Below are 23,339 nucleotides of genomic sequence, written 5' to 3'. Positions count from 1 at the left end.
CCAACAAGCTGTATTCGTCGCCGGGCCAAGGCAACAAGTACAGCGGCTACAGGCGTTACCATGCCTGGGTGATCGAGTCTATCTCCGGATTCGGTTTGACCTCCTACTTCTCGAACATCGGGACGGCCTATTTCGTTTCGAGTGAGAATGTGCCGGATGCGAGCAAACTCTCGGTAACTGTGCCTCATACGGTCAACGGGAGCCTGCCGGCGGACTCGGTCGTCGTGTTCAAGGGTGAAGCGTCTCCTGTATATACGGCCTGGTCCTCGGGAGCACTGGGGATGACGGATTCAAGGATGACTGTTTCGATGAAGCAGAAGACCGCCTCGGACTGGACGCCCCTGCTGACCACTCCGGCCAGCACCTTCCAGCGGGATGCAGCAGCCGGCACCACGTCTTCCGTCGCGGATTCCGCGACAGGTCTTACGCTGGGATTGACCAAGACAGCGGCTTCCACCTGGTCCTGGACGCTGAACATCCCTGCTGACAGGTTCAGCGGCTACGACGGCAGTGACGAGACACAACTGTATGATTTCCACATTGAAATGGTCAACCCGACGAACATCCGTTCGGACCCGGCATCCATCGAGCGGAAGGTCGACATGACTCCGACTACGCTGACCATTGACCGCCATGACGTCTTCCAGGTGGCAGGCAAAGCCTATAAGTATGTGGACGGGGACAGGAAGGTTCCCGAGACCAAGGGGACCATGGTGCATGTGACCTGGCCCGGCGGCAGCGGCACGGATGTCGTTGTGGGGGATCAGGGTTCATGGCAGGCGACCCCGCCTGAGGGCATCAATCAGGGTGAGTTCTCTGCTCAGGTGCTTTCGGATGATGCCGAGGGCCCTGATGCGCAGGGCCGGTTCCAGGGCGGGAACCAGTCGGCCTCGGTGTCGCACGCGTTGGAGTTCCGTCCTTCCAACTCGGCTTTGCCTCTTACTGGCGGATGGCCTCTTTCCGTGCTCAAAATCCTGCTGCTGATAGCCCTCGGTCTGGCCGGCTTCGTGGCCTGCCTGAGGAACAGGCAGGAAAGCCGGCACTGACCCCGGCAGCATCAGACAGGACCCGCCCCCGCCCCATGAAGTTGAGAGGATGAGTGGGGGCCCTGCCGTTGCCAGTAACCCCTACCCCTAATTCAGACTGTCCTTAGTCAAGATGGTGGACGGTCGCGAAACACCCTTTCTGAATCCCAGATCACGCTTTCAGTCTCGGTACTCTTAAAGCATGTAAAGGGGACAAGAAGATGCCATAAGTGAGGATACGGTACTTGTGCTCCAGGGTTTCGTGGCCTGCACCGGGGACCAATCAAGCGTGCAGTCCATCTGATTCTGGAGATGGTTGCATTGAGGTGTGGGGGGTAGCGTGTTGAACCGATTGCAAGAAGGGGTCAATGAGGGTCCACGGCATGTGGATCGCCCTATAGTGGCTGTTTTGATAACCCTTTTGGCGACGCTGGCCATGGTTGTTCCGCTAGGGCTGAGCGCGCTTTCGGCCAATCAGGCCAATGCCATCGATGGGCAGGGCGGGACGGCCAGCAGGAAGCCTCTGCTCTATAAGATGCTGGCCTATAACGACAAGATTGATTCATACCAGGATGAGCTGCGGATGGACTTCATCCTGCGCGTGAAGCACAACGATTTCAATCCGCAATGCGTTCCGATGCGTGATACTTCTCCCTATGATTCAGTAAAGTGCAATCTGTCTTTCGCATATCAATATGAAGGAGCGCAAAGTCCGTCCCACTATACCCGGATTCGGTACCTGAATACTATTTCAACAAATCCCAACGACCCCACTGGCGGTGCTGAGCAATGGGCGGAAAATGAGGAGCAGTTCTTTACGGTTCATAAAGTGATCAACTCTGGTTTATATGATTTCCTGGCTGTATCCATAGAGGGTGATTTGTCCTACATGGATACCTCCTTGGATCCGAAATATTATGTGACTGGCGGTTATCCGGAGCCTTTGAACGTCTTCGCAATTGTTGGTCAACAAAACAATACGCTCTCGTGTGGAGGTTCTCCATGGGACTACACTACGAATGACTGCACATCCTTCGATCCGAGCTCTATCGGCAGCAACGTCCAAGACAGGGTCGCCAATATCACTGCAGACCAGGGTAAGGGCATCAAGCTTTACATGGGCAACTGCCTAGGTAACAGTCCCCACCCTCAGTGCAGCGGACCTGCTTCTTGGGTTGGCTGGAATGGTAATCCCCCTCTTTATGGTGGTCACCAGGCCAATTGGGGCATGGTAACGGATTATGGATTTCCTATAGGAGCCAATCCGGTTCCAGGAGTAGCGCCCCCCAAGTCCTTCTTTGTATACTGGTTCAATTTGCGTGGAAATAACAGCGCTGGTGGAATATGTTCCACGACCAACTCCTATTACTACCAATGGGTGGCGCAGAAGAATAGCCAATGGGTGCCTGTCGATGCGCTGACGCCTAAACCGGTGCTCGTAACTGGTCAGAAGCCAGCAGTAAACGGCTTGACCAATTCCTGGGGTCTTCAATATCAGGTCAATGACAATACGGCTTACAACGTCGATCCGACTGACCCAAAGTATGCGAATACCACCAACGTGCTTTTTGCGACTGATAAGGATGGCCAGCCTATGCCTGCCCAGAAGGCTGATGGCGGGATTGATTTCAAAGAGGCCAAGGAGAAGCAGGATCTTGACGGTTATTTCAAACTAGTTACTTGGCCTGTCACTACTAATGCCGATGGCACCCAGTGCAAGCCGACGGCAAGCACTCCTGAAGTCACCACTAAGATATATGACCCTCAACAGGATAGCCTTGTTGGGATAACAGACGATATGTCTACAGCCCAGAAAAACACGAATCTGGATGCAGGATGGGCTATCGATACTGCCTTCTATAAGTATGATGTGCCTCGTCCCGATGATCCGACCATCACCAACATTCAGAATGACACCGATGGCTCCTTGAATGCCTCAGGAAGCGTCTATACCGGCAAGCTTGATCCGGTGGTCAGCGGTGAGTGCACTCCCTCCAAAGACGACACGCATCCCAACACGGTTACTCTGTTCGGCGAGGATCCCGGCAATCCTTTCAAGGAGGAGCAGGGCAAGAGCAGTGACGACCTGGTGAAAAGCTCGGACTCCTGGGGGTTCAAGCTGGGAGAAACGGTGTGCAAGGTCGATCCTAAGAGCAAGCAGGGAGGGTCCTGGCAGATACAGGACACCAATAAGCAGTATCCATCGCCGGATCCCGGCAACAAGTACAATGGGTACAGGCGTTATCATGCCTGGGTGACTGAGTCCGCCTCCGGGTTCGGCCTGACCTCCTTCTTCTCGAACATAGGAACAGCCTATTTCGTCTCCAACGAGAATGCTCCGGATGGCAAGCTCTCCGTTACGGTGCCTCATACGAAAAACGGGATTCTGCCGGCGGGTTCGGTGGTCACGTTCAAGGGCTCGGTTTCGCCTATATATACGGCCTGGTCCTCGGGAGGGCTGGGGATGACTGATTCGAGGATGGCCATTTCCATGAAGCAGAATGCTGCCTCGGACTGGACCAGTCTGGTGACCACTCCGGCCAACACCTTCCAGAGGGATGCGGCGGTCAATACCACGTCGCCTTCCGTCACTGACCCCACATCGGGCTCTGTGCTCAAGGTCGTCAAGACGGCGGCTTCCACCTGGTCCTGGACCTTGACCATACCTGCTGGCAGGTTCACCGGCTACAACGGTGACGATGAGACAGAGAAGTATACTTTCCAGGTTAAGATGATCAACCCTCTGAATGTCCCTTCGGATCCGGTTTCCATCAACCGGACGGTCGACATGACGCCGACCACGCTGACCTTGGAACGGTACGACGTCTTCCAGGTGGCGGGCAAGGCATATAAGTACGTCAATGGCAACACGAGGGTTCCTGAGACCAAAGGAACAGTGGTTCATGTAACCTGGCCCGGCAACAGCAGTACGGATGTTGTCGTGGGGAACCAGGGCTCGTGGCAGGCGACTCCACCTGAGGGCATCAATCACGGACAATTCACCGCTCAGGTTGCTTCCGATGACGCTGAAAGCACTGATCCTCAAAGTGGCAGCTTCCAGGGAGGAAACGAGTCGGCTGGGGTGTCGCATGCACTGGAATTCCGGCCCTCCAACTCATCCCTGCCCTTCGCTGGAGGATGGCCGCTTTCCGTGCTCAAGATCCTGTTGATGCTGATACTGGGTCTGGCCGGCTTTGTGGCCTGCCTGAGGAATAGGCAGGAGAGCCGATACTGATTCTCCGGCGGGCATAAGGCAGGGTCTGCTCTCACTTCCATGGAATGAGGAGGATGGGAGCAGGCCCTGCTTGTGTTTCCTGTGCGAGATGGGACTCGAGCCTAGACGTCTGAAGGCCACTGGTGGAAGAGTCGCTTGACAGAAGCGAACAGTCGACCTTTCCATGACAAAGTGGCCTCCACCTCCAACCCAGACCAGCCAGATGAAGACCATAAACTGTTGCGCAATACCGGTCGTGACACACCCTATCGGAATCCCGGCAATGGTTGCAATTCCAGTGCTCGTGGAGCATGTATGGAAAAAGCGAAGATGCTATTTTTTTATCTCTATGATAGAGTCGAAGCAATTGGGGACAGATTAAAAGAACAAAGTTTAGCCGCTCTTAAGCATAATTGTAACTTGATTTGGGGGTATTGTATTGAAGCGTTTGCAAGAACGGATCGCCAAGGGTTCGCAGCATGTGAGCCGTCAGATTATCGCCGTTCTGGTAACCTTTCTGGCGACGCTGGCCATGGTTGTTCCGTTGGGGCTGAGCGCCCTTTCGGCCAATCGGGCCAATGCCATCGATGGACAGGACGAAACAGCCAGCAGAAAACCCCTGCTCTATAGGATGATGGCCTTCAACGATAGGATCGATGCCTACCAGGATGAGCTGCGCATGGACTTCATCCTGCGCGTGAAGCACAATGAATTTAAGCCGGATTGTGTCGGTGTTGGTGAGACTGACACCAAAAATCCGTCACAATGCAATTTATCTTTCATATATCAGTTTGTTGGTTCCGAAAATCCTGACTATTACAGACGCGTACGGTATATGAACACTATCACCCCGGATGATTATGTAGACAGCAATAAAAATGCCAACGCTTATGATGGTGCCTTAACCTGGGCCAAGAACCAGGATGAGTTCTTCACCGTTCATAAGATCATCAATTCTGGTTTGTACGACTACCTGACCATATCCATTGAGGGTGATATGAACATCAAGGATACGTCCAAAGATCCTGCGAAATTCGCGGTCGGCGGTCACCCCGAGCCCTTGAATGTCTTTGCCATCGTTGGTGACCAGAACAAGGCCCTGTCCTGCGGCAATTCTTCCTGGTCCTGGACTACCAATAACTGCACAAGCTTTGATCCGGCTTCCATGAGTGATTTACAGGCTCAGGATAGATATTCAAATATCACAGAGAGCTTGTCCCATGACAAACAGATGAAAGTGTATATGGGTTACTGCTTGGACAGCAAAGAGGATATGAAGTGCAGTGGCCCGTATTCCTGGGTCGGTTGGGACACCAACCCTAATCTCTATCAAAACAATCAGGCTAATTGGGGCATGGTGACGGATTACGGTTTTCCTGATTATAAGAGCAATGTTACTGGGCCAATCGCCGGTACTGCTCCGGGAACAGCTCCGGCACGGTCGTTCTTCGTGTACTGGCTGAATCCGCGTGGCAGTACAAATGACAATCCTGATGGCATATGTTCTGAGACCAATTCCTATTATTACCAGTGGGTGGCTCTGAAGGATAGCGAGTGGGTGCCTGTTGATGAGCTGACCCCTGAGCCGGTCCTGGTGACAGGCCAGCAGCCGTCCCCCAATACGGCGACCACCACGACCAGCAAGGCAGGCCAAGTCAGCAATTATTCCGCTTTCAACGTGAGTCCGAAGGATCCTCAATATCTCGACAACCCCAACGTGCTTTTTGCCACTGATAAGGATGGCAATCCCATGCCTGCCCAGAAGGCTGATGGCGGGATTGATTTCAAGGAGGCCAAGGAGAAGCAGGATCTTGACGGCTATTTCAAGATGGTCACCTGGCCTGTCACCACGAATAGGGATGGCAGCGCTTGTACCGTCAGCCCTGAAGTGTACAACCCCAAGAGCGCTGGTCTTGTAGGGATAAACGATGGTATGTCCACCGTGGAGAAGGATACGAATATCTCTGCGGGATGGACAATCAATACCGCGTTCTATAAGTATGACGTGCCTCGTCCTGATGATCCTACGATCACCAAGATCGAAAACGATGCTGATGCCGGTTTGGATGCTTCTGGAAGCGTGTATACGACCGAGCTTGAGCCGGTAATCAGTGGTGAGTGCATGCCCTCCAAGGATCCTGCGCGTCCCAACAAGGTCGTTCTCTACGGCGAGGATCCCAATAATCCGATTGTGGAGGGGCAGGGCACGAATGGCGATGACCTGGTGAAAGGGACGGACACGTGGGGGTTCAGGCTTGGCGAGGCTGAGTGCCAGGTCGACACCGGCAGCAAACAAGGGGGTTCCTGGCGGATACAGGACACCAACAAGCTGTATCCGTCGCCGGATTCTGGCAACAAGTACAGCGGCTACAGGCGTTACCATGCCTGGGTGACTGAGTCTGTCTCCGGGTTCGGCCTGACCTCCTACTTCTCGAATATCGGCACGGCCTATTTCGTCTCGGGCGAGGATGTCCCGGATGCCAGCAAGTTCTCGGTCACGGTGCCCCATACCGTCAACGGAAGCCTGCCGGCGGATTCGGTCGTCGAGTTCAAGGGTGAGGCGTCGCCTGTGTATACGGCCTGGTCCTCGGCAGGATTGGGAATGACTGATTCGAGGATGGTCGTTTCGATGAAGCAGAATGCTGCCTCGGGCTGGACCAGTCTGCTGACCACTCCGGCCAACACCTTCCAGAGGGATGCGGCGGTCGGCGCTGTTCCTTCCGTCGCTGACCCCACATCAGGTCTCACGCTGAACCTGACCAAGACGGCGGCTTCCACTTGGTCCTGGTCGCTGAATATCCCTGCTGACAAGTTCACTGGCTATAACGGTGACGATGAAACGCAGACCTATACTTTCCAGGTTGAAATGGTCAACCCGATGAACCTCCGTTCGGGCCCGGCATCCATCGAGCGGAAAATCGACATGACGCCCACAACGCTGACCATTGACCGCCATGACGTATTCCAGGTGGCCGGCAGGGCCTACAAGTATGTGGACGGGGACAGGAAGATTCCTGAGACCAAGGGGACCATGGTGCATGTGACCTGGCCTGACAACACTGGCACGGATGTGGCTGTGGGGGACCAGGGCATTTGGCAGGCGGTCCCACCTGAGGGAATGAAGCAGGGGGATGTCGCCGTCCAGGTGCTTTCGGATGATGCCGAGGGCCCTGACGCGCAGGGCAGATTCCTAGGCGGGAACCAGTCAGCCTCGGTGTCGCAGGTGCTGGAGTTCCGGCCTTCGACCTCCTCCCTGCCGCTTACCGGCGGATGGCCGCTTTCCGTGCTCAGGATCCTGCTGCTGATAGCCCTAGGCCTGGTGGGCTTCGTGGCCTGCCTGAGGAACAGGCAGGAAAGCCGACGCTGATCCCCGCAACGTAAGACAGGGCCCGTTCTTGCGGGCCCTGTTCTTAATACCTGTGCGCGAGATGGGACTCGAACCCACACGTCCGAAGACACAGGAACCTAAATCCTGCGCGGCTACCATTACGCCACTCGCGCGTACGACATGCCCTGCCGTTGAAAGGGCAGCTGGTGAAAGAGCCACTTGACAGAATCGAACTGTCGACCTTCTCATTACGAGTGAGACGCTCTGCCAACTGAGCTAAAGTGGCCTTCGCCTCCCGTCCGGACCTGCCGGAAGAAGACAACATGTCACATCATACTGGATGCGCGCGATAAAAACGCCTTGCACTTCGGGCCGAGGGTGTACAAGCTTCTTGACACAATGGAGGGCATGGATCTCAATGATTTCTATGCCGTCATTCCGGCCGGTGGCGTGGGCACCCGGCTCTGGCCATTGAGCCGCCAGGACCGGCCCAAGTTCCTCTATGATCTGTTGGGATCAGGCAGAACAATGATCCAGGGCACCTTTGACCGGCTGGCCGGCATCTGCGGGGCTGACCATGTGGTCGTCTCCACTGGCCAGCGGCATGTGGACCAGGTGCGTCAGCAGCTTCCGGATCTGGCTGAGGACGCGCTCTTCGCCGAGCCGGTTCCTCGCGATTCCACGGCGGCCATAGCCTTGGCGACTGCTGTACTGGCCCAGCGGCACGGCGGGGAAATCATCGTGGGCTCCTTTGCCGCCGACCACGTCATCCGAGACGACAAAGCATTCGAGGCCTCAGTGGAGCAGGCGGTGGCGGCGGCCCGGGCCGGTTATGTGACTACCATCGGCATCGCCGCCTCCCGTCCCTCCACCGCCTTCGGCTACATCCACCAAGGCCCCTCCCTGGCCGATCGCATTCCCGGGGCCCCTGATGCCCGCTTGGTCCGCGAATTCGTCGAGAAGCCGGATGCCTCTACGGCCCAGGCTTACCTGTCCACAGGGGAGTATCGATGGAACGCCGGCATGTTCGTCATGCAGGCCCAAGTGCTTCTGGACTGCCTGCGTCGTTACAAGCCGGAGCTCCACGCCGCGGTCATGGCCATCGCCCAGGTCTGGGACCAGGGCGAGCAGACCCGCGGCCAGGCCATGGAGGAGCACTGGCCGGGCATTGAGAAGATCGCCTTTGACTATGCCGTGGCCGAGCCCCTTTCGGCGGCCGGCGGCGTGGCGGTTGTTCCAGGGGGCTTCGATTGGGATGACATCGGCGACTTCAATTCGGTGGCCGGCCTGCTGCCGTCCTCCAACAGGCGCAACATCAAGATTCTTGGGGATGCCGACCGGGTCATGTATCTGGATTCAGCAGGAGACATGGTCGTGCCAGGTTCGGAACGCACGGTCGCCCTTCTGGGTGTGGATGACATGATCGTCGTCGACACTCCCGATGCTCTCCTGGTGGCCCCCCGGGCCCGCAGTCAGGAAGTCAAGGACATGGTGGCCAAGTTGGCCCAGTACGGCTGTGACGACATACTTTGACAGCGATTCGGCTCGGTCAAGTAGATTGGCTGATTTTGTTGTCTTCTGTCTGCTTTTGTGAGTAGTTTGGGTTACAGAACCGGGTGCTCGGTAGACCGGGCATCACCTCATGAAAGGACCCGAACAACCATGGCCATCAATCCTCCAGTGGACGCTACCAGCACCAAGGCCTGGGCGGCCTTGCACCAGCACTTCGACGACATGCAGCGCCAAGGGATCGATCTGCGCGCATGGTTTGCCAAGGACCCGCAGCGCACCGAAAAGCTCAGCTTCGAGCTGGGTGATCTCTATATTGATCTGTCCAAGAACCTGATTCAGCCCGAGACCCTGTCACTGCTGGCCCAGCTGGGCCGCGAGGTCGGCCTTGAGGAGCGGATCGAGGCCATGTTCAACGGCGAGCACATCAACAACACCGAGGACAGGGCCGTCCTGCACACAGCCCTGCGCCGTCCCGAGGAGGATCGCGGCCGGCTGATCGTGGACGGCCAGGATGTTGTCGGCGACGTCCGCGACACCCTCAAGCGCATCTATGCCTTTGCCGACCAGGTCCGCTCGGGCAGCTGGACCGGTCTGACCGGCAAGCGGATCACCACCGTGGTCAACATCGGCATCGGCGGCTCCGACCTTGGCCCGGTCATGGCTTACGAGGCCCTGAAGCCCTACGCGGATGCCGGCATCAGCGCCCGCTACATCTCCAACATCGATCCCAACGACCTGGCCGAGAAGACGCGCGATCTGGATCCGGAGACCACGCTCTTCATCATCGTCTCCAAGACCTTCACCACCCTGGAGACCCTGACCAACGCCCGCCAGGCTCGCGCCTGGCTCCTGAAGAGCCTGGGGGAGCGTGGCCTGCTGTCCAAGGACGGCGAGGACCTCTCGGCCGAGGCCATCCGTCGGCACTTCATCGCCGTTTCGACTGCCCTGGACAAGGTGCGCGACTTCGGCATCGATCCGGACAACGTCTTCGGCTTCTGGAACTGGGTCGGCGGCCGGTACTCGGTGGATTCCGCCGTGGGCACCTCCCTGGCCATCACCATCGGCCCCGAGCGTTTCGAGGAGTTCCTCAAGGGCTTCAACACTGTCGACCGTTACTTCCGCGCCACCCCCCTGGATCGAAACGTAGTTGCTCTGATGGGCCTGCTCAACGTCTGGTATGTCAACTTCTTTGGCGCCCACTCGCACGCCGTGCTGCCCTATGACCAGTATCTGCACCGCTTCCCGGCCTACCTGCAGCAGCTGACCATGGAGTCCAACGGCAAGTCCGTGCGATGGGACGGCACGCCGGTGACCAGCCTGACCGGCGAAATCTTCTGGGGGGAGCCCGGCACCAACGGACAGCACGCCTTCTACCAACTGATCCACCAGGGCACCCGCCTGATCCCCGCCGACTTCATCGCCTTCGCCAACACCCCCAACCCGGCCAAGGACGGCGACCAGGACGTGCATGAGCTCTTCCTGGCCAACTTCCTGGCCCAGACCAAGGCATTGGCCTTCGGCAAGACCGCCGACGAGGTCCGCGCTGAGGGCACTCCCGAGGCCATCGTCCCGGCCCGGGTCTTCACCGGCAACAGGCCCACCACCTCCATCTTCGGCGATGCGCTGACCCCGGCCGCCCTGGGCGAGCTGATCGCCCTCTACGAGCACATCACGCTGACCGAGGGCACGGTCTGGGGCATCGACTCCTTCGACCAGTGGGGCGTTGAGCTGGGCAAGAAGCTGGCCCGCGAGATCACCCCGGCCATCTCCCGGGACGACCAGGCCCTGGCCGAGCAGGATCAGTCCACAAAGTCCCTGATCGCCTTCTACAGGGCCCACCGCCGCTGATGTCATGCCGGGTCCCTGCGGGTCCGGTTGGTGGTATATTATTGGACAGTTGTTTGCCGGAAGGGCAGCTGCCGCATGGGCTCCCTTCCTTTCAGGTCCAGCCGGATGCTCCGGCGGATCGGCACCCCCGACGGCAGACCGCCGGGTTCCGTCCAGGATCGCTTCCTTTGATGGTTGCGGTCCATGTCATGGGTCGATGTGCGGCGGCCATGGAGGAACAGCATGAACGCGATTCAGGAATTTGACGCCAGCCACATGAAGCCTGCGGAGCAGATCCCAGACTTCCGCCCCGGCGATACCGTCGAGGTCAACGTCAACATCACTGAGGGCAACAACTCTCGTATCCAGGCTTTCACGGGCGTGGTGATCGCTCGTCAGGGCTCCGGCGTGCGCGAGACCATCCTGGTGCGCAAGGTCAGCTTCGGCGTGGGCGTCGAGCGTCGCTTCCCTCTGCACTCCCCGCAGATTGACTCCATCAAGGTACTGCGCCACGGCCGTGTCCGCCGCGCCAAGCTCTACTACCTGCGTGGTCTGCACGGCAAGGCCGCCCGCATTGTCGAGCGCCGCGACAACAAGGCCGAGTCCAACAAGTAGGATTCAGCCAGGGCGACCCAGCCCAGGCCAGGCCGCTAACACCCGGGATGTAATGCTCCCGGGTTTTTCCATGCTTGGGTGTGTACGCTATGAGGCATGCGGAATCTGTTTGTGGGCGGGTTCCAGCGGATGACAAGGAGTGGATATGGCCTTTCGGGATGAGGAAGCGACCTCGTCGGGACTTTGGTACCCGGACGGCAGACAGGCCACCTCAGCCCCGGTGCCGCCCCGTCATGCCTTCGACCGCCCCGGTGGACGCGGCTCCACCAAGGGCAGCCACCCGCGTCTGGGCGAACGCGGTTTCCTGCCCGAGTTTCTGTTCGAGCTGGTTGCCTTGCTGGCCGTCGTTGCCGTCCTGCGCATATTTTTGTTCAGCATCTACGTCATCCCCTCCGGTTCCATGGAGAACACCCTTGGCATCGGAGACAGAATCCTGACCACTCACCGGCTGACCAGATCCATGGTGGCCCCCCGTCGGGGGGATGTGGTGGTCTTCACTGATCCTGCTAACTGGCTAGGCGAAGAGTCCACACCCAGCTTCCGTGGCAGTCACCTGGTCAAACGCCTGATCGGCATGCCCGGCGACACAGTGGCCTGCAAGGGTCATGGCGCCCCAGTCACCGTCAACGGTGTCGCCTTGGATGAGAGCTCCTACCTGCGCCCAGGAGTGGAGCCCAGCTCCTTTGCCTTCAAGGTCAAGGTGGACCCTGGGTACGTCTTCGTCATGGGCGACAATCGTTCCAACTCCGCCGATTCCCGTCTGCACAAGGACGACGGACACAATGGCCTGGTCCCCATGGACAACATCAAGGGCACTGCACTGCTGACCTATTACCCGGTGGGCAGCTGGAAGCTGCTCAACAACCAGCACAAGGTCTTCGACTCTGTGCCCGAGCCTACCCAGGACTGAACCGGCTATGAGGCGGATCCTGCCGACCCTGGCCACCGAGGCTGCCTTGGCTGACCAGGGAGCCGAGTATGTGCTGGGCCTGGATGAGGTCGGCCGCGGAGCCCTGGCGGGTCCGGCCATGGTCGGCGTGGTGGCGGTCCATTCCGCTGACCTGCCCCATTTGAAGGTCCCTGAAGGGGTGGCGGATTCCAAGATGCTGACCCCTGCGCGTCGGCTGGCCATGTACCGTGACCTGGAGGACTGGGCTGCCGGCTGGGCGGTGGGGGCCTGCTCCAACCATGAGATCGACCAGTGGGGCATCGTCCATGCCCTGGGCATCGCCGCCCTGCGTGCACTGGCTGAATTAGAGCAGGGGATGGACCTGGGGCCCGGCCGCCGTCTGGCCGCCATCCTTGACGGCCCCAATGACTACATCACCCCGGCCGCCGACAGTTTTGACGCCCCCGACCTTCCGGTTCTGCCCAAGGTCTCCACCCAGGTCAAGGGCGACGCCCACTGTGCCAGTGTGGCCTGCGCAGCGGTCATCGCCAAGGTCACCCGTGACCGGCTTATGGTCCGTCTGGCCGCCTCCGACCCCGCCCTGGCCCCATACCAGTGGGAGCACAACAAGGGCTATGGCTCGCCTGCACACCTGGAGGCCATTCGCCGTCTGGGTCCCAGCCGTCTGCATCGGGTCAGCTGGCATTTGCCCTCGTCCGGTCCCGGCAGGGGCTAATATCGGAACGGTCGACACGGCTATCGTACGGCTATTGGAAGAAGGTCACATGCCCGCAGGCAGCGGGGGCAGGTCACGGTCCAAGCGCCCCTCCATGTTCGAGGTTGCCCGGCTGGCCGGGGTCTCCCACCAGACCGTGTCCAGGGTCATCAACAACTCCAAGGACGTCTCGCCGGCCACCCGGATCAGGGTTCAGCAGGTCATCAGGAAGCTGGGCTACCGACCCAGCAACTCTGCGCGGGCCCTGGCATCCAGCCGCAGCCGGACCATCGGACTGGTGGCCGGCGGAGTCAGTCTCTTCGGACCTGTTTCGTCAATTACGGCCATCGAGACCGTGGCCCGTTCCCATGGACTGTTCATGTCGGTCATGATGGTGGACGAATCAGCCTGCACGCTTGCCGGATTCCAGGAGCTCTGCGGCACCTTCCTGGAGCAGAACGTGGACGCCTTCATCTTTCTGACCCCCACCGACACCATGTTCCAGGCCGCCTGCCAGGTTGAGGTGAGCCAGCCCCGGGTCATCGTCACTTCCACTCATGGCATCACCAGTGTCGAAGAGGCCCTGAGCCGCCGGCGGGGCGACGGTCAGATAGCCCTGACCGGAATCGACCAGTGGGGTGCCGTGCAGCGCCTGGCCCGGCTGCTGGCCTCCCGGGGCCATCGGCGAGTGCTCTATATGGCCGGTCCTGCGCAGTGGCGGGATGCAGCCACCCGGCTGGCCTCCTGGAAGGTGGCCTGCGCCCGTTGCCGCATACGAACGGCCGTGGTCCACGCCCGCAGCTGGGAGGCCGGGGAGTCCTACACGCTGATGAACCACCTGATCGATCAGCGGGGCATGAGCGGCACCTCCCTGCCCTCGGCCGTGGTCACCGCCAACGACAACCAGGCCGTGGGCGTGGCCCGGTCCCTGAAGGAGCATGGCATCCGCATTCCCAGTGACATCAGTCTGGTGGGCTTCGACGACGTGCCTACGGTAGACAACATGTTCCCGCCGCTGGCCACGGTCCGTCCCCGCTTTGAGGATCTGGGGGTGGCCACCATGCGGCAGGTCCTGGCCCTGCTTCACCAAGGGCAGCCGGTGGATTTCCCGGTCACCCATCACGGCGTGGGGCTGATCCAGGCGGACGTGATCCAGCGTCGGTCCCTGGGCTACGCAATCAAGCGCCTCTGACCACTGTCGGCCCGCATCCCGTGAGCTTGCCTGATGCTCTGGACTCAGTTACAATCGGAACCAGACTATGTGAGCGTTAACATATCAGGCAAAGGAGCAGACATGGTTGTTGGCGAACAAGGCGTCATCGTGAGTGAATTAAAGGAGGGCGCGACCAGTCTGGGCATCGAATTCGGCTCCACCCGCATTAAGGCTGTGCTGATCGATCATGACTACCGGACACTGGCCACCGGGGATGTTGAGTGGGAGAACCGGCTGGAGGACGGCCTCTGGACCTACTCCATGGACCAGATCCACCAGGGTCTGCAGGCGGCCTATGCGGCCATGGCCGAGGATGTCCGTCGCCAGTACGGGGTGACGCTGACCAAGATCGGCGCCATGGGGATCTCGGCCATGATGCACGGCTACCTGGCCTTCGACAAGGATGGCCAGCTGCTGGTGCCTTTTCGCACCTGGCGCAACACCAACACCCGCCAGGCCCATGAGGAGTTGTCGCAGGCCTTCAGGATCAATATTCCCGAGCGCTGGTCCATCGCCCACCTCTACCAGGCCATTCTGAACGGCGAAGAGCATGTGCCCAAGGTGGCCTACATCACCACCCTGGCCGGCTACATGCACTGGAGGCTCTCCGGTCGCAAGGTCATCGGCATCGGCGATGCCTCGGGCATGTTCCCCATCGACTCCTCCCGCAAGGAGTTCGACCAGGGCCTGCTGGACATCTTCTCCCAACTGCCCCGAGTCCAGGCCCAGCCCTGGGACATCCACGACCTGCTGCCTGAGCCATTGACCGCCGGCAGCGACGCGGGCGCACTGACCGCAGAAGGGGCCGCCCTGTTGGATCCCAGTGGCCAGCTGCAGCCCGGCGTGCCCATGGCCCCGCCCGAGGGCGACGCGGGAACCGGCATGGTGGCGACCAACGCGGTTCGTCCCCGCACCGGCAACGTGTCTGCAGGCACATCCATCTTCGCCATGGTGGTCCTGGAGCATCCCCTGCGTGACTTCCACCCCGAGGTGGATCCGGTCACCACGCCGGCTGGGGATCCTGCCGGCATGAGCCATGCCAACAACTTCACCTCGGATCTGAACGCCTGGGTGGGGCTGTTCGGGGAATTCGCCAAGGCCGCCGGTCTGGACCTGAAAGGGGATGCGCTCTATGCCACCCTGTTCAACCAGGCCCTTCTGGGAGATAAGGACGCCGGCGGGCTGATCAACTACTGCTTCTATTCCGGGGAGTTCCTGGCTGGCCTGGAGGAGGGCCGGCCCGTCTTTGCCCGCGGCCCCGAGGGACGAATGACCCTGGCCAACTTCATGCGGGCCCAGCTCTTCTCGGCTTTCTCGCCGGTCACTATCGGCATGGATGTGATGACCCGCCAGGAGCATGTCCGGGTGGACACCATGGTCGGGCATGGCGGCATTTTCGCCACGCCTAAGGTAGCCCAGCGGATCCTGGCTGCCGCCTTCAATGCCCCCATCAAGGTCATGTCCACCGCTGTGGAAGGGGGCGCCTGGGGAATGGCTGTCCTGGCCGACTATCTGGGCCATGCCGACCAGACCCTGGCCGACTACCTGGATGCCAATGTCTTTGCGGGTGTCCAGTCCACGACCGAGCAGCCGGATCCGGCCGATGTGAAGGGCTTCAGAACCTTCTTCGACCGCTTCACCAAGGGCCTGCCCATCGAGCAGGCGGCTGTGAAGGCCATCCCCCTGCAGGGATGAGACCGGGAGCCGAAAAACGTCAAGCGGCCGGATCAGCGGGATCGGGCCGGGAAAAGGAGTTGCTGATGGTGTCCTTGGCTGATTATTCGCCCGAGGTACGCGACGAGGTGAAACTGGTACGCGAGCAGGTGGCCACTCTGCATGCGCAGCTGACCAGGTGGAATCTGGTGGTCTGGACGGCGGGCAACGTCTCGCAGCGCCTGCGCTCCGCCGATCTGATGGTCATCAAGCCCTCGGGGGTGCGCTATGAGCACCTGACCCCGGGATCCATGGTGGTCACCGATCTGGATGGCAATGTGGTTGACGGTGCCGAGGCTCCCTCTTCGGACACGCTGTCCCACGCCTATATCTACCGGCACATGCCCGAGGTCTACGGCGTGGTCCACACCCATTCCACCTATGCCACCGCCTGGGCGGCCACCGGCAGGGACATTCCCTGCGTGCTGACCATGATGGGTGATGAATTCGGCGGTCCCGTGCCTGTGGGTCCCTTTGAGCTGATTGGCTCCGAGGCCATCGGCAAGGGCGTGGTTGATACTTTAAAGGATCACCCTGGCTGCCCGGCCGTGCTCATGCGCAACCATGGGCCCTTCACCGTGGGAGCCGATGCCGAGGCTGCCGTCAAGGCGGCGGCCATGACCGAGGAGGTGGCTCACACGGTCTGGGCAGCCGAGCAGATCGGCACGCCCAAGCCCATCGATCCGGCCGACATAGCCAAGCTCAACGATAGGTACCAGCACGTCTACGGCCAGCACTGAGCTGGAAAGCATAAGCAAAGGAGCAGGAAGTATGAGCATGAAAAATCCCTTCGAGGGCAAGGAGCTTTGGTTCGCCGTTGGTTCGCAGGACCTTTACGGCGAGGAGACCCTGCGCCAGGTGGGCGTCCAGGCGGCGGACATCGCCAAGTCCCTCAATGACTCGGGTCGGATCCCGGTCAAGCTGGTCTTGAAACCCACCCTGAAGGATTCGGATTCCATCCTGAACTTCATGGTCGAGGCCTCGTCGAACCCGGCCTGCATCGGGGTGGTGGCCTGGATGCACACCTTCAGCCCGGCCAAGATGTGGATCAGGGGTCTGGAGAAGCTGCGCAAGCCGCTGCTGCAGCTGAACACCCAGCATCATGTGGAGATCCCCTGGGACACCATCGACATGGACTTCATGAACCTGAACCAGTCGGCCCATGGCGACCGTGAGTTCGGCTACATCCTGACCAGGCTGGGAATCCCGCGCAAGATCGTGGTCGGCCATTACACCGACCCCGAGGTTGCCGACAAGATCGGCGTCTGGGCGCGCGCCTGCGCCGGCTGGGATGCCGCCAACAACATGAAGGTCTGCCGCTGGGGAGACAACATGCGCGACGTCGCCGTCACGGAGGGTGACAAGACCGAGGCCGAGCGGGTCTTCGGCGTCTCTGTCAACACCTGGCCGGTCAACGAGCTGGTGGAGCATGTGAATGCTGTCACCGACGACCAGGTCAAGGATCTGATCGAGGACTACAAGCGCAGCTATGAGGTGGCTCCCGAACTTCTGGACTCCCGGTACGACTCCCTGGTGGTGGCCGCCCGCGAGGAGCTCGGCATGCGGGCCATGATGGAAGAGGTGGGCGCTACCGCCGCCGTGGATAACTTCCAGGACCTGGGGGGCCTTCGTCAGTTGCCCGGCGTGGGAGCCCAGCGGTTGATGGCCGACGGGTACGGATTCTCGGCAGAGGGCGACTGGAAGACCTCGGTTCTGATCCGGATCGGCAACGTCATGGGCTACGGTCTCAAAGGCGGCTGCTCCCTCATGGAGGACTATTCCTATAACTTCGTGCCCGGCCATGAGGAGATCATGGGCGCCCACATGCTGGAGGTCTCGCCCACTCTGCTGACCGAGGGACGGCCCCGCCTGGAGATCCACCCCCTGTCCATCGGCGACAGGGAAGACCCAGTGCGTCTGGTCTTCACGGCCACTCCCTGCACTGATGCCGTGGTCGTCTCCCTGGCGGATGTACGCGAACGCTTCCGTCTGGTTATGAACGTGGTGGATGTGGTCGAGCCCGGCGGGTCCCTGGCCAAGCTGCCTGTGGCACGTGCCCTCTGGAAGCCCCGGCCCTCGCTCAAGGTCTCGGCTGAGTGCTGGCTGCGCGCCGGCGCGGCCCACCATACCTGCATGACCACCACCGTGGGTCGCGAGGCCTGGGAGGACTTCGCCCGGATGGCCGGCGTGGAGCTCGCCGTCATCGACGAGAACACCGAGCCGCGCCGTTTTGAGGCCGATCTGCGTGCAGCCGAGCTCTACCATCGGCTGGACAACCGGCACTGATCGCCTGTCTTAGGACAGATTGCAAGGCCCTGCCACAACACACGTGGTGGGGCCTTTGACATTCGGCTTGTCGGTTTGCGTTGTCCCTACTTTGTCGGTACAGTGATGATTAGGCAATGGGAACAGTGGCATGTCCCAAAGTTGACATATTGCCCACCCCCCTGAGTCGGGGAAGTGATCGGTTGGGGAGGCGAAGATGTGCCTGGCCATCCTGTGCCTATTAACAAAGAAGGGAATGCGTGCATGCACATGCAACGAGATAATGAAGGGATAAGGCTCCCTAAGCTTTTAGGCTTGGCGGTTGCCGGAGCGACGCTCCTGGCGGGCATGGTCGTTTTGCCAGCCACCCAGGCTTCGGCCGCTACTGACTATGGATTTACTGCTGAAGATGACTTCGTAGCAGGCGATCTGGATACCACCAAGGTTCCTCAGTTAACGGTTACCAAGTATCTGTCACTGGGTGATAGCTATGCACCTACCGGTTCAGCCAAAGATGTCGATCAGCTGAACAAAAATAACGATCTGACTCCTGCTAAAGGCATACTGTTTAAAGTTACTGAAGTGCAGCCATTACCAGGCAAGAGCTGGGCTGATATCGATGCAAAAAACGACACTACTTATACCCCTAAGGAAGGTACTACGCCATTCGCTGGTGTGACTGACGGTCATGGTGTCATTGACACGTGGTACTCGGCTAATTCAGACGGGTCAGTAACTATTGATTCCACCACTGGGAATATAACTGGTACGAAAGCGGCTTTCCCAACAGGCCCCAATCATTACTACATCCTGTCTGAGGACCAGGATCATTCTCCTGCTTTCTCCGAAGACAACCCACACAAGCTTGACAAGAAGAATTACAAGCCTGCGCAAAATTCTTTCTTCGGTCTGCCTTATGCAACTAATGGGTCAGATCAAGACAAGACGCGTGGTTTTATCTATCACCTGCACCTGTATCCAAAGAATATGAATTCTCAACAGTTCGCCAAGACTGTGCAAAGTGTGAAGGGTCCCAACAAGGCTGTCAAGAATCAAACCACAGCAACTGCGGGTGATACGATTACCTACAAGCTGTCTCAGAAGATCTACAATGATGGTAGTAATTCTGCTACAAACGATGGAAAGCTCGATATCAAGGAATTGGCGGGTAAAAACGCCGATGTAAGGCTTGCCGATCGTATGTCTAGCTCGCTGAAGGGCGATCCATCCACCATCAAGGCTTACATTCGGGGTATTGGTTCTGATGCTGCGCCGGTAGAACTGACCGATACCACTGACTTCTCAAAGGATATAGATACTAATAAAAATCCAGCTCGTTTGAATGATCCTACACAGAAGATGTTTGCAGATGCACCTTCGACTAATGTAACTTACTGGGTATTCAACTTCTTTACAGCAACCGGCGTTTCAAAAGTGAAGTCCGTTGGAACACCAGTGATGGAGCTTGAAGTCACCTATGATGCATTGGTCACCGGCGATGGTGATTCTACAGGTACCGGTGGTGTAGTTAACGATGCAGCATCTGACTTTAGCGATAATAGGAATACTAACGGTGATCCACAGGATCCTGTACCATCTCATACAAACGTTACCAATGCAGTGCTAGCTTTTGGCTCTGTGCAGAGTGATCATCAGAATCCGAAGTATGGAGCTTTGCCTGGTACGGAATATCGTCTGGTTAAGGATGACAGTTCGACAGATAAATATCTGGGTTCCGATGGTAACTTCTATGGTTCGCAACAAACCCCCCCCTGAGGGCGTTCAGATTTACAAGGCTACTGCCAACGATAAAGGCTTGGTTGTCTTCGCGGGATTGCCTATCTTCGAAACTGGTACAAAGGCAGCTGATAAGACAGTCCAAAATACAAGCTGGAAGTTGGTCGAAACCAAGACTCCAGATGATTGGCGCAACCCTGGTGTCCCCTTCGGAACGGTTACTTTTGGGGACGTGGGCTTAACTGAGGAAGCTATTGTTCAGAAATATGGCAATAACGCTACTTTGCAGCCAGACTACTCGAAACTGAGCTTCGGACACTTTGACGTGCCTGTAGGTTCAGTGCCTGCTGATAGTCAGATGCAGTTCAACAATGTTGCAATCTCTAAGTATCTGGCCCACTACAAGACCAATGACGCTGATGCGCCTCTGGCCCTGCCTCTGACTGGTGGTCGTGGCATCCTGCTGTTGCTGGTTGTCGGCGCCCTGATCATGGGCGGTGCCCTGTATGCCCGCAATCGGCGCAATAACGCCGCCCGGGCCTGATGATCACGGTCACATCAAGAATCATGTGAGGTGACCCGATGGCGGACGGTTCCTCCGTGAATCGTCCGCCATTTTCATACGGATCGTTGAACTTCTACGATCCGCACATGTCGGGATGCTGGTCTGGTTTTTGGATCAGCAGAACTGACGCAACCACGTCGTCGAAAGGCGGCCTTGGAAGGGAAGGTTTATGAAGGGAATTGCCTTGCCGAAATGCCTCACCCACCGGGTCCTGCCCTGTCTGATCGCGGCCTTGGCCTGCTTAGGTCTCACCGCTTTCGATATGACGCCGGCGGCAGAGGCGGAGACGGTCAACCCGACCCTGACGGTGCAACTCAAGAGAGGACATTCAGGTCAAGGTGGTCAGAACGACATCCTGCCGAGTGCTCCTGTATCTGCTGGAGCAGGGTATGTCTTTCGCGCCTTGAGGCTGGATGCCGGTACTCTGAAGAGCCGGGTGGAGGCACTAGACCACAATCCTGGCGCTGATAAGGCACAAGCGGCCATCAGCAACGAGGTGGCAGCCAACCCAGATGCTTTCAAGGACAAGACACAACCCGCTGAATACTACGGTGTCTCTGATCAAGAAGGCACCATAACAAACGCATCCGAAGCGAAATCGCAAGGTGTTTGGCTTACAGGAGCTCAGCTCGATTCAGATGTACCCAGTCTGACAGGCGGAAGTCCTGCTGTTTTCGACGGTGACTATTTCCACGCCTCGTACTGGCTGGTCACTCTGGTGGCCACACCCAAGAATGCAAAGGTAAAAGCCGACCCAGTGGTCGTGCAGTTGCCGCTTTACCGCGAACAGGGAGAAGTCCATCCGCTTTATGATGTGACTATAAGCCCTAAGCTTGTGGACGTGCCTCAGGTCGTGCCAGTAGTGCGACCAGGACCAGGCAAGCTTGCCGCTACCGGCGTATCCATGGTAGCGCCTGGCATTCTGCTTATGATCTTGGCCATGATGGGCCTCTACTTGGGGGTTGTCGCCCATTCCTGGAACAGGGATGAACACTAGGTATTTTCGTGCCCATGTCGGTGTGATGCCATCAAAAGGCATTGTAGGCATCTGTGAGGATGCGTAAGGACCGGCGGTATCATATAGGTGCCGCCGGTTCTTGTATGTCAAAAGCTATCAACTGGACTATTTGAAGTGCAGCACGAGGAAGGCTATAGATGGACCAGAATACTGACTCCGCTACTATGAGCCCAGTTCATGCCATCGGCAACGGTGATGTTGCCTATGAGTCCATTCCGACTGAATCGTCCTCGTCTGACGAGCCTGCTGAGCAAGTGAACATGCCGCCTACCTATGCTCCTAGTTCCGATCTGCCGCCTTCCTATCCGCCGTCGGCAACCCCTGAGGATCGCGGAGCTTCGAAATCGGATGATGCAGATGCTATTGCAGCTCCTGTGTCTGTCCCAGGTCAAGCTACAACGTCGGCTCCAATAATTGTCGTTTCAGGCAATCATGCTCAGGACGCAGGCCAACAAGGCGACGTTGGTCAGGCAGCTGCGACTGCATCCAAACAGGCCAAGAACGGTGGCAAGGCTGGCAAGTCAGGGCGGGGATTCGGCCTCCTGGAGACCTTGGCCTTCCTGATTGGTCTGGCAATCTTCCTATACCCGCTGTTGGCGGCCTATGTGAACTATTCCAAGGATTCCTCCGCAGTCGACAACTACGATCAGATCGTGGATGCACTCTCGCCCGCGCAGCGCAGAGCCATGTGGCGTGATGCCAAGAAGTACGACGAGGAATTAGGCAAACCTACGCTGAGGGACCCCTTCAAGTACAAGGAAGTCAAGGAACCACTGGGCCGCTACTACAAAATCCTCAATGTAGATGGCAAGGGCATGATGGCCTATGTGGAGATCCCCAAGATCAATGTCAAGCTGCCCGTGCGGCACGGCACCAGTGATGCCGTGCTTAAGGACGGCACTGGGCACATTGCCACGACTCACGTGCCTACAGACAACCGAACCATCCACTCCGTCATCACCGGGCACACCGGCGAAGTCGGCTACATGCTATTCGATAACCTGACGCAGCTGCGCAAGGGGGACGTCTTCCAGATACGAGTGCTCAAGCGGCATATGAGCTACAAGGTGGACCAGATTAAGATCATCTTGCCTACCGATGTCAGTGCACTGCAGCCAGTCCAGAATTCCAACTATGTGACCCTACTGACCTGTTATCCCTATGGCGTCAACTCCCACAGACTGATCGTGCGTGGTCACTATATTGGCGACGACGTGCCTCCCACCCAACCTGAAGGGGCGCCCATTTACATGGTCTGGGTACTTCTGGCCCTGTTCCTGGCCTGCCTGGTGGGTTGGTACCTGCTCTCACGTCGCCGGCGCAACTGCCGTCACGAGCTGGAGCAAATGGAGCATCTGGAATCTCGAGCGACCGGACCGGGGACCATGGGGGAGCCGCTGGCCACGATCATGGTCAGCCATGAGCAGGAGACCCGTTCAGAAGCCACCCGTCGTCGCCGGCTGATCAAAACCCGACGAATCTGCAGCGCCTTCATGTGGCTGTTGGCTGTGCTCGGCCTGTTCTTCGCTTGGGGCACGGTCGGCATGATGATGAAGATCAGCCTGCTGCCCGTATTCGACCTTGGCTACCACTGGTTCGATACCCACGTGCTGTACTTCTTCAGCATTAGCAAAATATAAGCCGGTGTATGAGCGGGCAGGTTTGACCACATAGGCCTGTTCCGTTGTAACCGGGCTTTTGCC

15 protein-coding genes, 2 tRNA genes and 1 pseudogene are annotated in these 23,339 nt (G+C 58.6%); 16 read left to right on the top strand and 2 right to left on the bottom strand.

What is annotated here, in order from left to right; translation table 11 throughout:
- From QRX40_RS07850 to QRX40_RS07840, 3 genes and pseudogenes are all read left to right on the top strand, one after another.
- Positions 1 to 1,046: pseudogene (locus QRX40_RS07850) on the top strand (hypothetical protein); the annotation flags it as partial.
- 1,447 nt (positions 1,047 to 2,493) lie between these two features.
- Positions 2,494 to 4,260, top strand: a complete 1,767-nt coding sequence (locus tag QRX40_RS07845; protein ID WP_313837495.1) for a hypothetical protein — start codon at positions 2,494 to 2,496, stop codon at positions 4,258 to 4,260.
- 460 nt (positions 4,261 to 4,720) lie between these two features.
- Positions 4,721 to 7,606 carry a hypothetical protein gene (locus tag QRX40_RS07840; RefSeq protein ID WP_313837494.1) on the top strand — a complete coding sequence of 962 codons (2,886 nt, stop codon included), beginning with the start codon at positions 4,721 to 4,723 and terminating at the stop codon, positions 7,604 to 7,606.
- Positions 7,607 to 7,659: 53 nt separating this feature from the next.
- On the opposite strand, the gene QRX40_RS07835 is transcribed toward QRX40_RS07840, so the two are convergent.
- Together QRX40_RS07835 and QRX40_RS07830 are read right to left on the bottom strand one after the other, a co-directional pair.
- Positions 7,660 to 7,740, bottom strand: a tRNA-Leu gene (locus QRX40_RS07835).
- A gap of 40 nt (positions 7,741 to 7,780) precedes the next feature.
- Positions 7,781 to 7,853, bottom strand: a tRNA-Thr gene (locus QRX40_RS07830).
- Between the two features lie 122 nt (positions 7,854 to 7,975).
- Here QRX40_RS07830 and QRX40_RS07825 point away from each other — a divergent pair.
- From QRX40_RS07825 to QRX40_RS07765, 13 genes are all read left to right on the top strand, one after another.
- Positions 7,976 to 9,100 carry a mannose-1-phosphate guanylyltransferase gene (locus tag QRX40_RS07825; protein WP_313837493.1) on the top strand — a complete coding sequence of 375 codons (1,125 nt, stop codon included), beginning with the start codon at positions 7,976 to 7,978 and terminating at the stop codon, positions 9,098 to 9,100.
- A gap of 129 nt (positions 9,101 to 9,229) precedes the next feature.
- The gene (gene pgi / locus QRX40_RS07820) at positions 9,230 to 10,927 is read left to right on the top strand and encodes a glucose-6-phosphate isomerase (RefSeq protein ID WP_024627418.1); all 1,698 of its coding nucleotides are present in this window, start codon (positions 9,230 to 9,232) and stop codon (positions 10,925 to 10,927) included.
- A 222-nt stretch (positions 10,928 to 11,149) separates the two neighbouring features.
- Positions 11,150 to 11,521, top strand: a complete 372-nt coding sequence (rplS, locus tag QRX40_RS07815) for a 50S ribosomal protein L19 (protein WP_024627419.1) — start codon at positions 11,150 to 11,152, stop codon at positions 11,519 to 11,521.
- Between the two features lie 145 nt (positions 11,522 to 11,666).
- On the top strand, positions 11,667 to 12,431 hold the full coding sequence (lepB, locus tag QRX40_RS07810) for a signal peptidase I (protein ID WP_052692699.1): 765 nt from the start codon (positions 11,667 to 11,669) through the stop codon (positions 12,429 to 12,431).
- A 7-nt stretch (positions 12,432 to 12,438) separates the two neighbouring features.
- Positions 12,439 to 13,146: a ribonuclease HII gene (locus QRX40_RS07805; protein ID WP_313837490.1), complete on the top strand. Its 708-nt coding sequence runs from the start codon at positions 12,439 to 12,441 to the stop codon at positions 13,144 to 13,146.
- Positions 13,147 to 13,195: 49 nt separating this feature from the next.
- Positions 13,196 to 14,317 (top strand): LacI family DNA-binding transcriptional regulator, encoded by a 1,122-nt coding sequence (locus QRX40_RS07800; protein ID WP_313837488.1) that lies wholly within the window; start codon positions 13,196 to 13,198, stop codon positions 14,315 to 14,317.
- 102 nt (positions 14,318 to 14,419) lie between these two features.
- Entirely contained in the window at positions 14,420 to 16,033 is a 1,614-nt protein-coding gene (locus tag QRX40_RS07795; protein ID WP_396184537.1) for a xylulokinase, read from the top strand.
- Positions 16,034 to 16,098: 65 nt separating this feature from the next.
- Positions 16,099 to 16,791 (top strand): L-ribulose-5-phosphate 4-epimerase, encoded by a 693-nt coding sequence (locus QRX40_RS07790; protein ID WP_045923976.1) that lies wholly within the window; start codon positions 16,099 to 16,101, stop codon positions 16,789 to 16,791.
- A gap of 31 nt (positions 16,792 to 16,822) precedes the next feature.
- Complete coding sequence (gene araA, locus QRX40_RS07785) at positions 16,823 to 18,337, top strand: L-arabinose isomerase (protein ID WP_313837486.1); 1,515 nt, start codon at positions 16,823 to 16,825, stop codon at positions 18,335 to 18,337.
- A gap of 243 nt (positions 18,338 to 18,580) precedes the next feature.
- Entirely contained in the window at positions 18,581 to 20,092 is a 1,512-nt protein-coding gene (locus tag QRX40_RS07780) for a hypothetical protein (RefSeq protein ID WP_313837484.1), read from the top strand.
- Positions 20,067 to 20,597: an LPXTG cell wall anchor domain-containing protein gene (locus QRX40_RS07775; protein WP_313837482.1), complete on the top strand. Its 531-nt coding sequence runs from the start codon at positions 20,067 to 20,069 to the stop codon at positions 20,595 to 20,597. The genes QRX40_RS07780 and QRX40_RS07775 overlap by 26 nt, the downstream gene beginning before the upstream one ends.
- Positions 20,598 to 20,787: 190 nt before the next feature.
- Positions 20,788 to 21,615 (top strand): hypothetical protein, encoded by an 828-nt coding sequence (locus tag QRX40_RS07770; RefSeq protein WP_101431975.1) that lies wholly within the window; start codon positions 20,788 to 20,790, stop codon positions 21,613 to 21,615.
- Positions 21,616 to 21,773: 158 nt separating this feature from the next.
- Positions 21,774 to 23,276: a class C sortase gene (locus QRX40_RS07765; RefSeq protein ID WP_313837480.1), complete on the top strand. Its 1,503-nt coding sequence runs from the start codon at positions 21,774 to 21,776 to the stop codon at positions 23,274 to 23,276.
- Positions 23,277 to 23,339: the final 63 nt, after the last annotated feature.

The organism is Bifidobacterium sp. H6bp9 (assembly GCF_032193695.1).
In the GTDB taxonomy this organism is placed as follows: Bacteria; Actinomycetota; Actinomycetes; order Actinomycetales; family Bifidobacteriaceae; genus Bombiscardovia; species Bombiscardovia kimbladii.
Note: the sequence above shows the minus strand (reverse complement) of the source record. Positions and strands in the feature narration are given on the sequence as shown.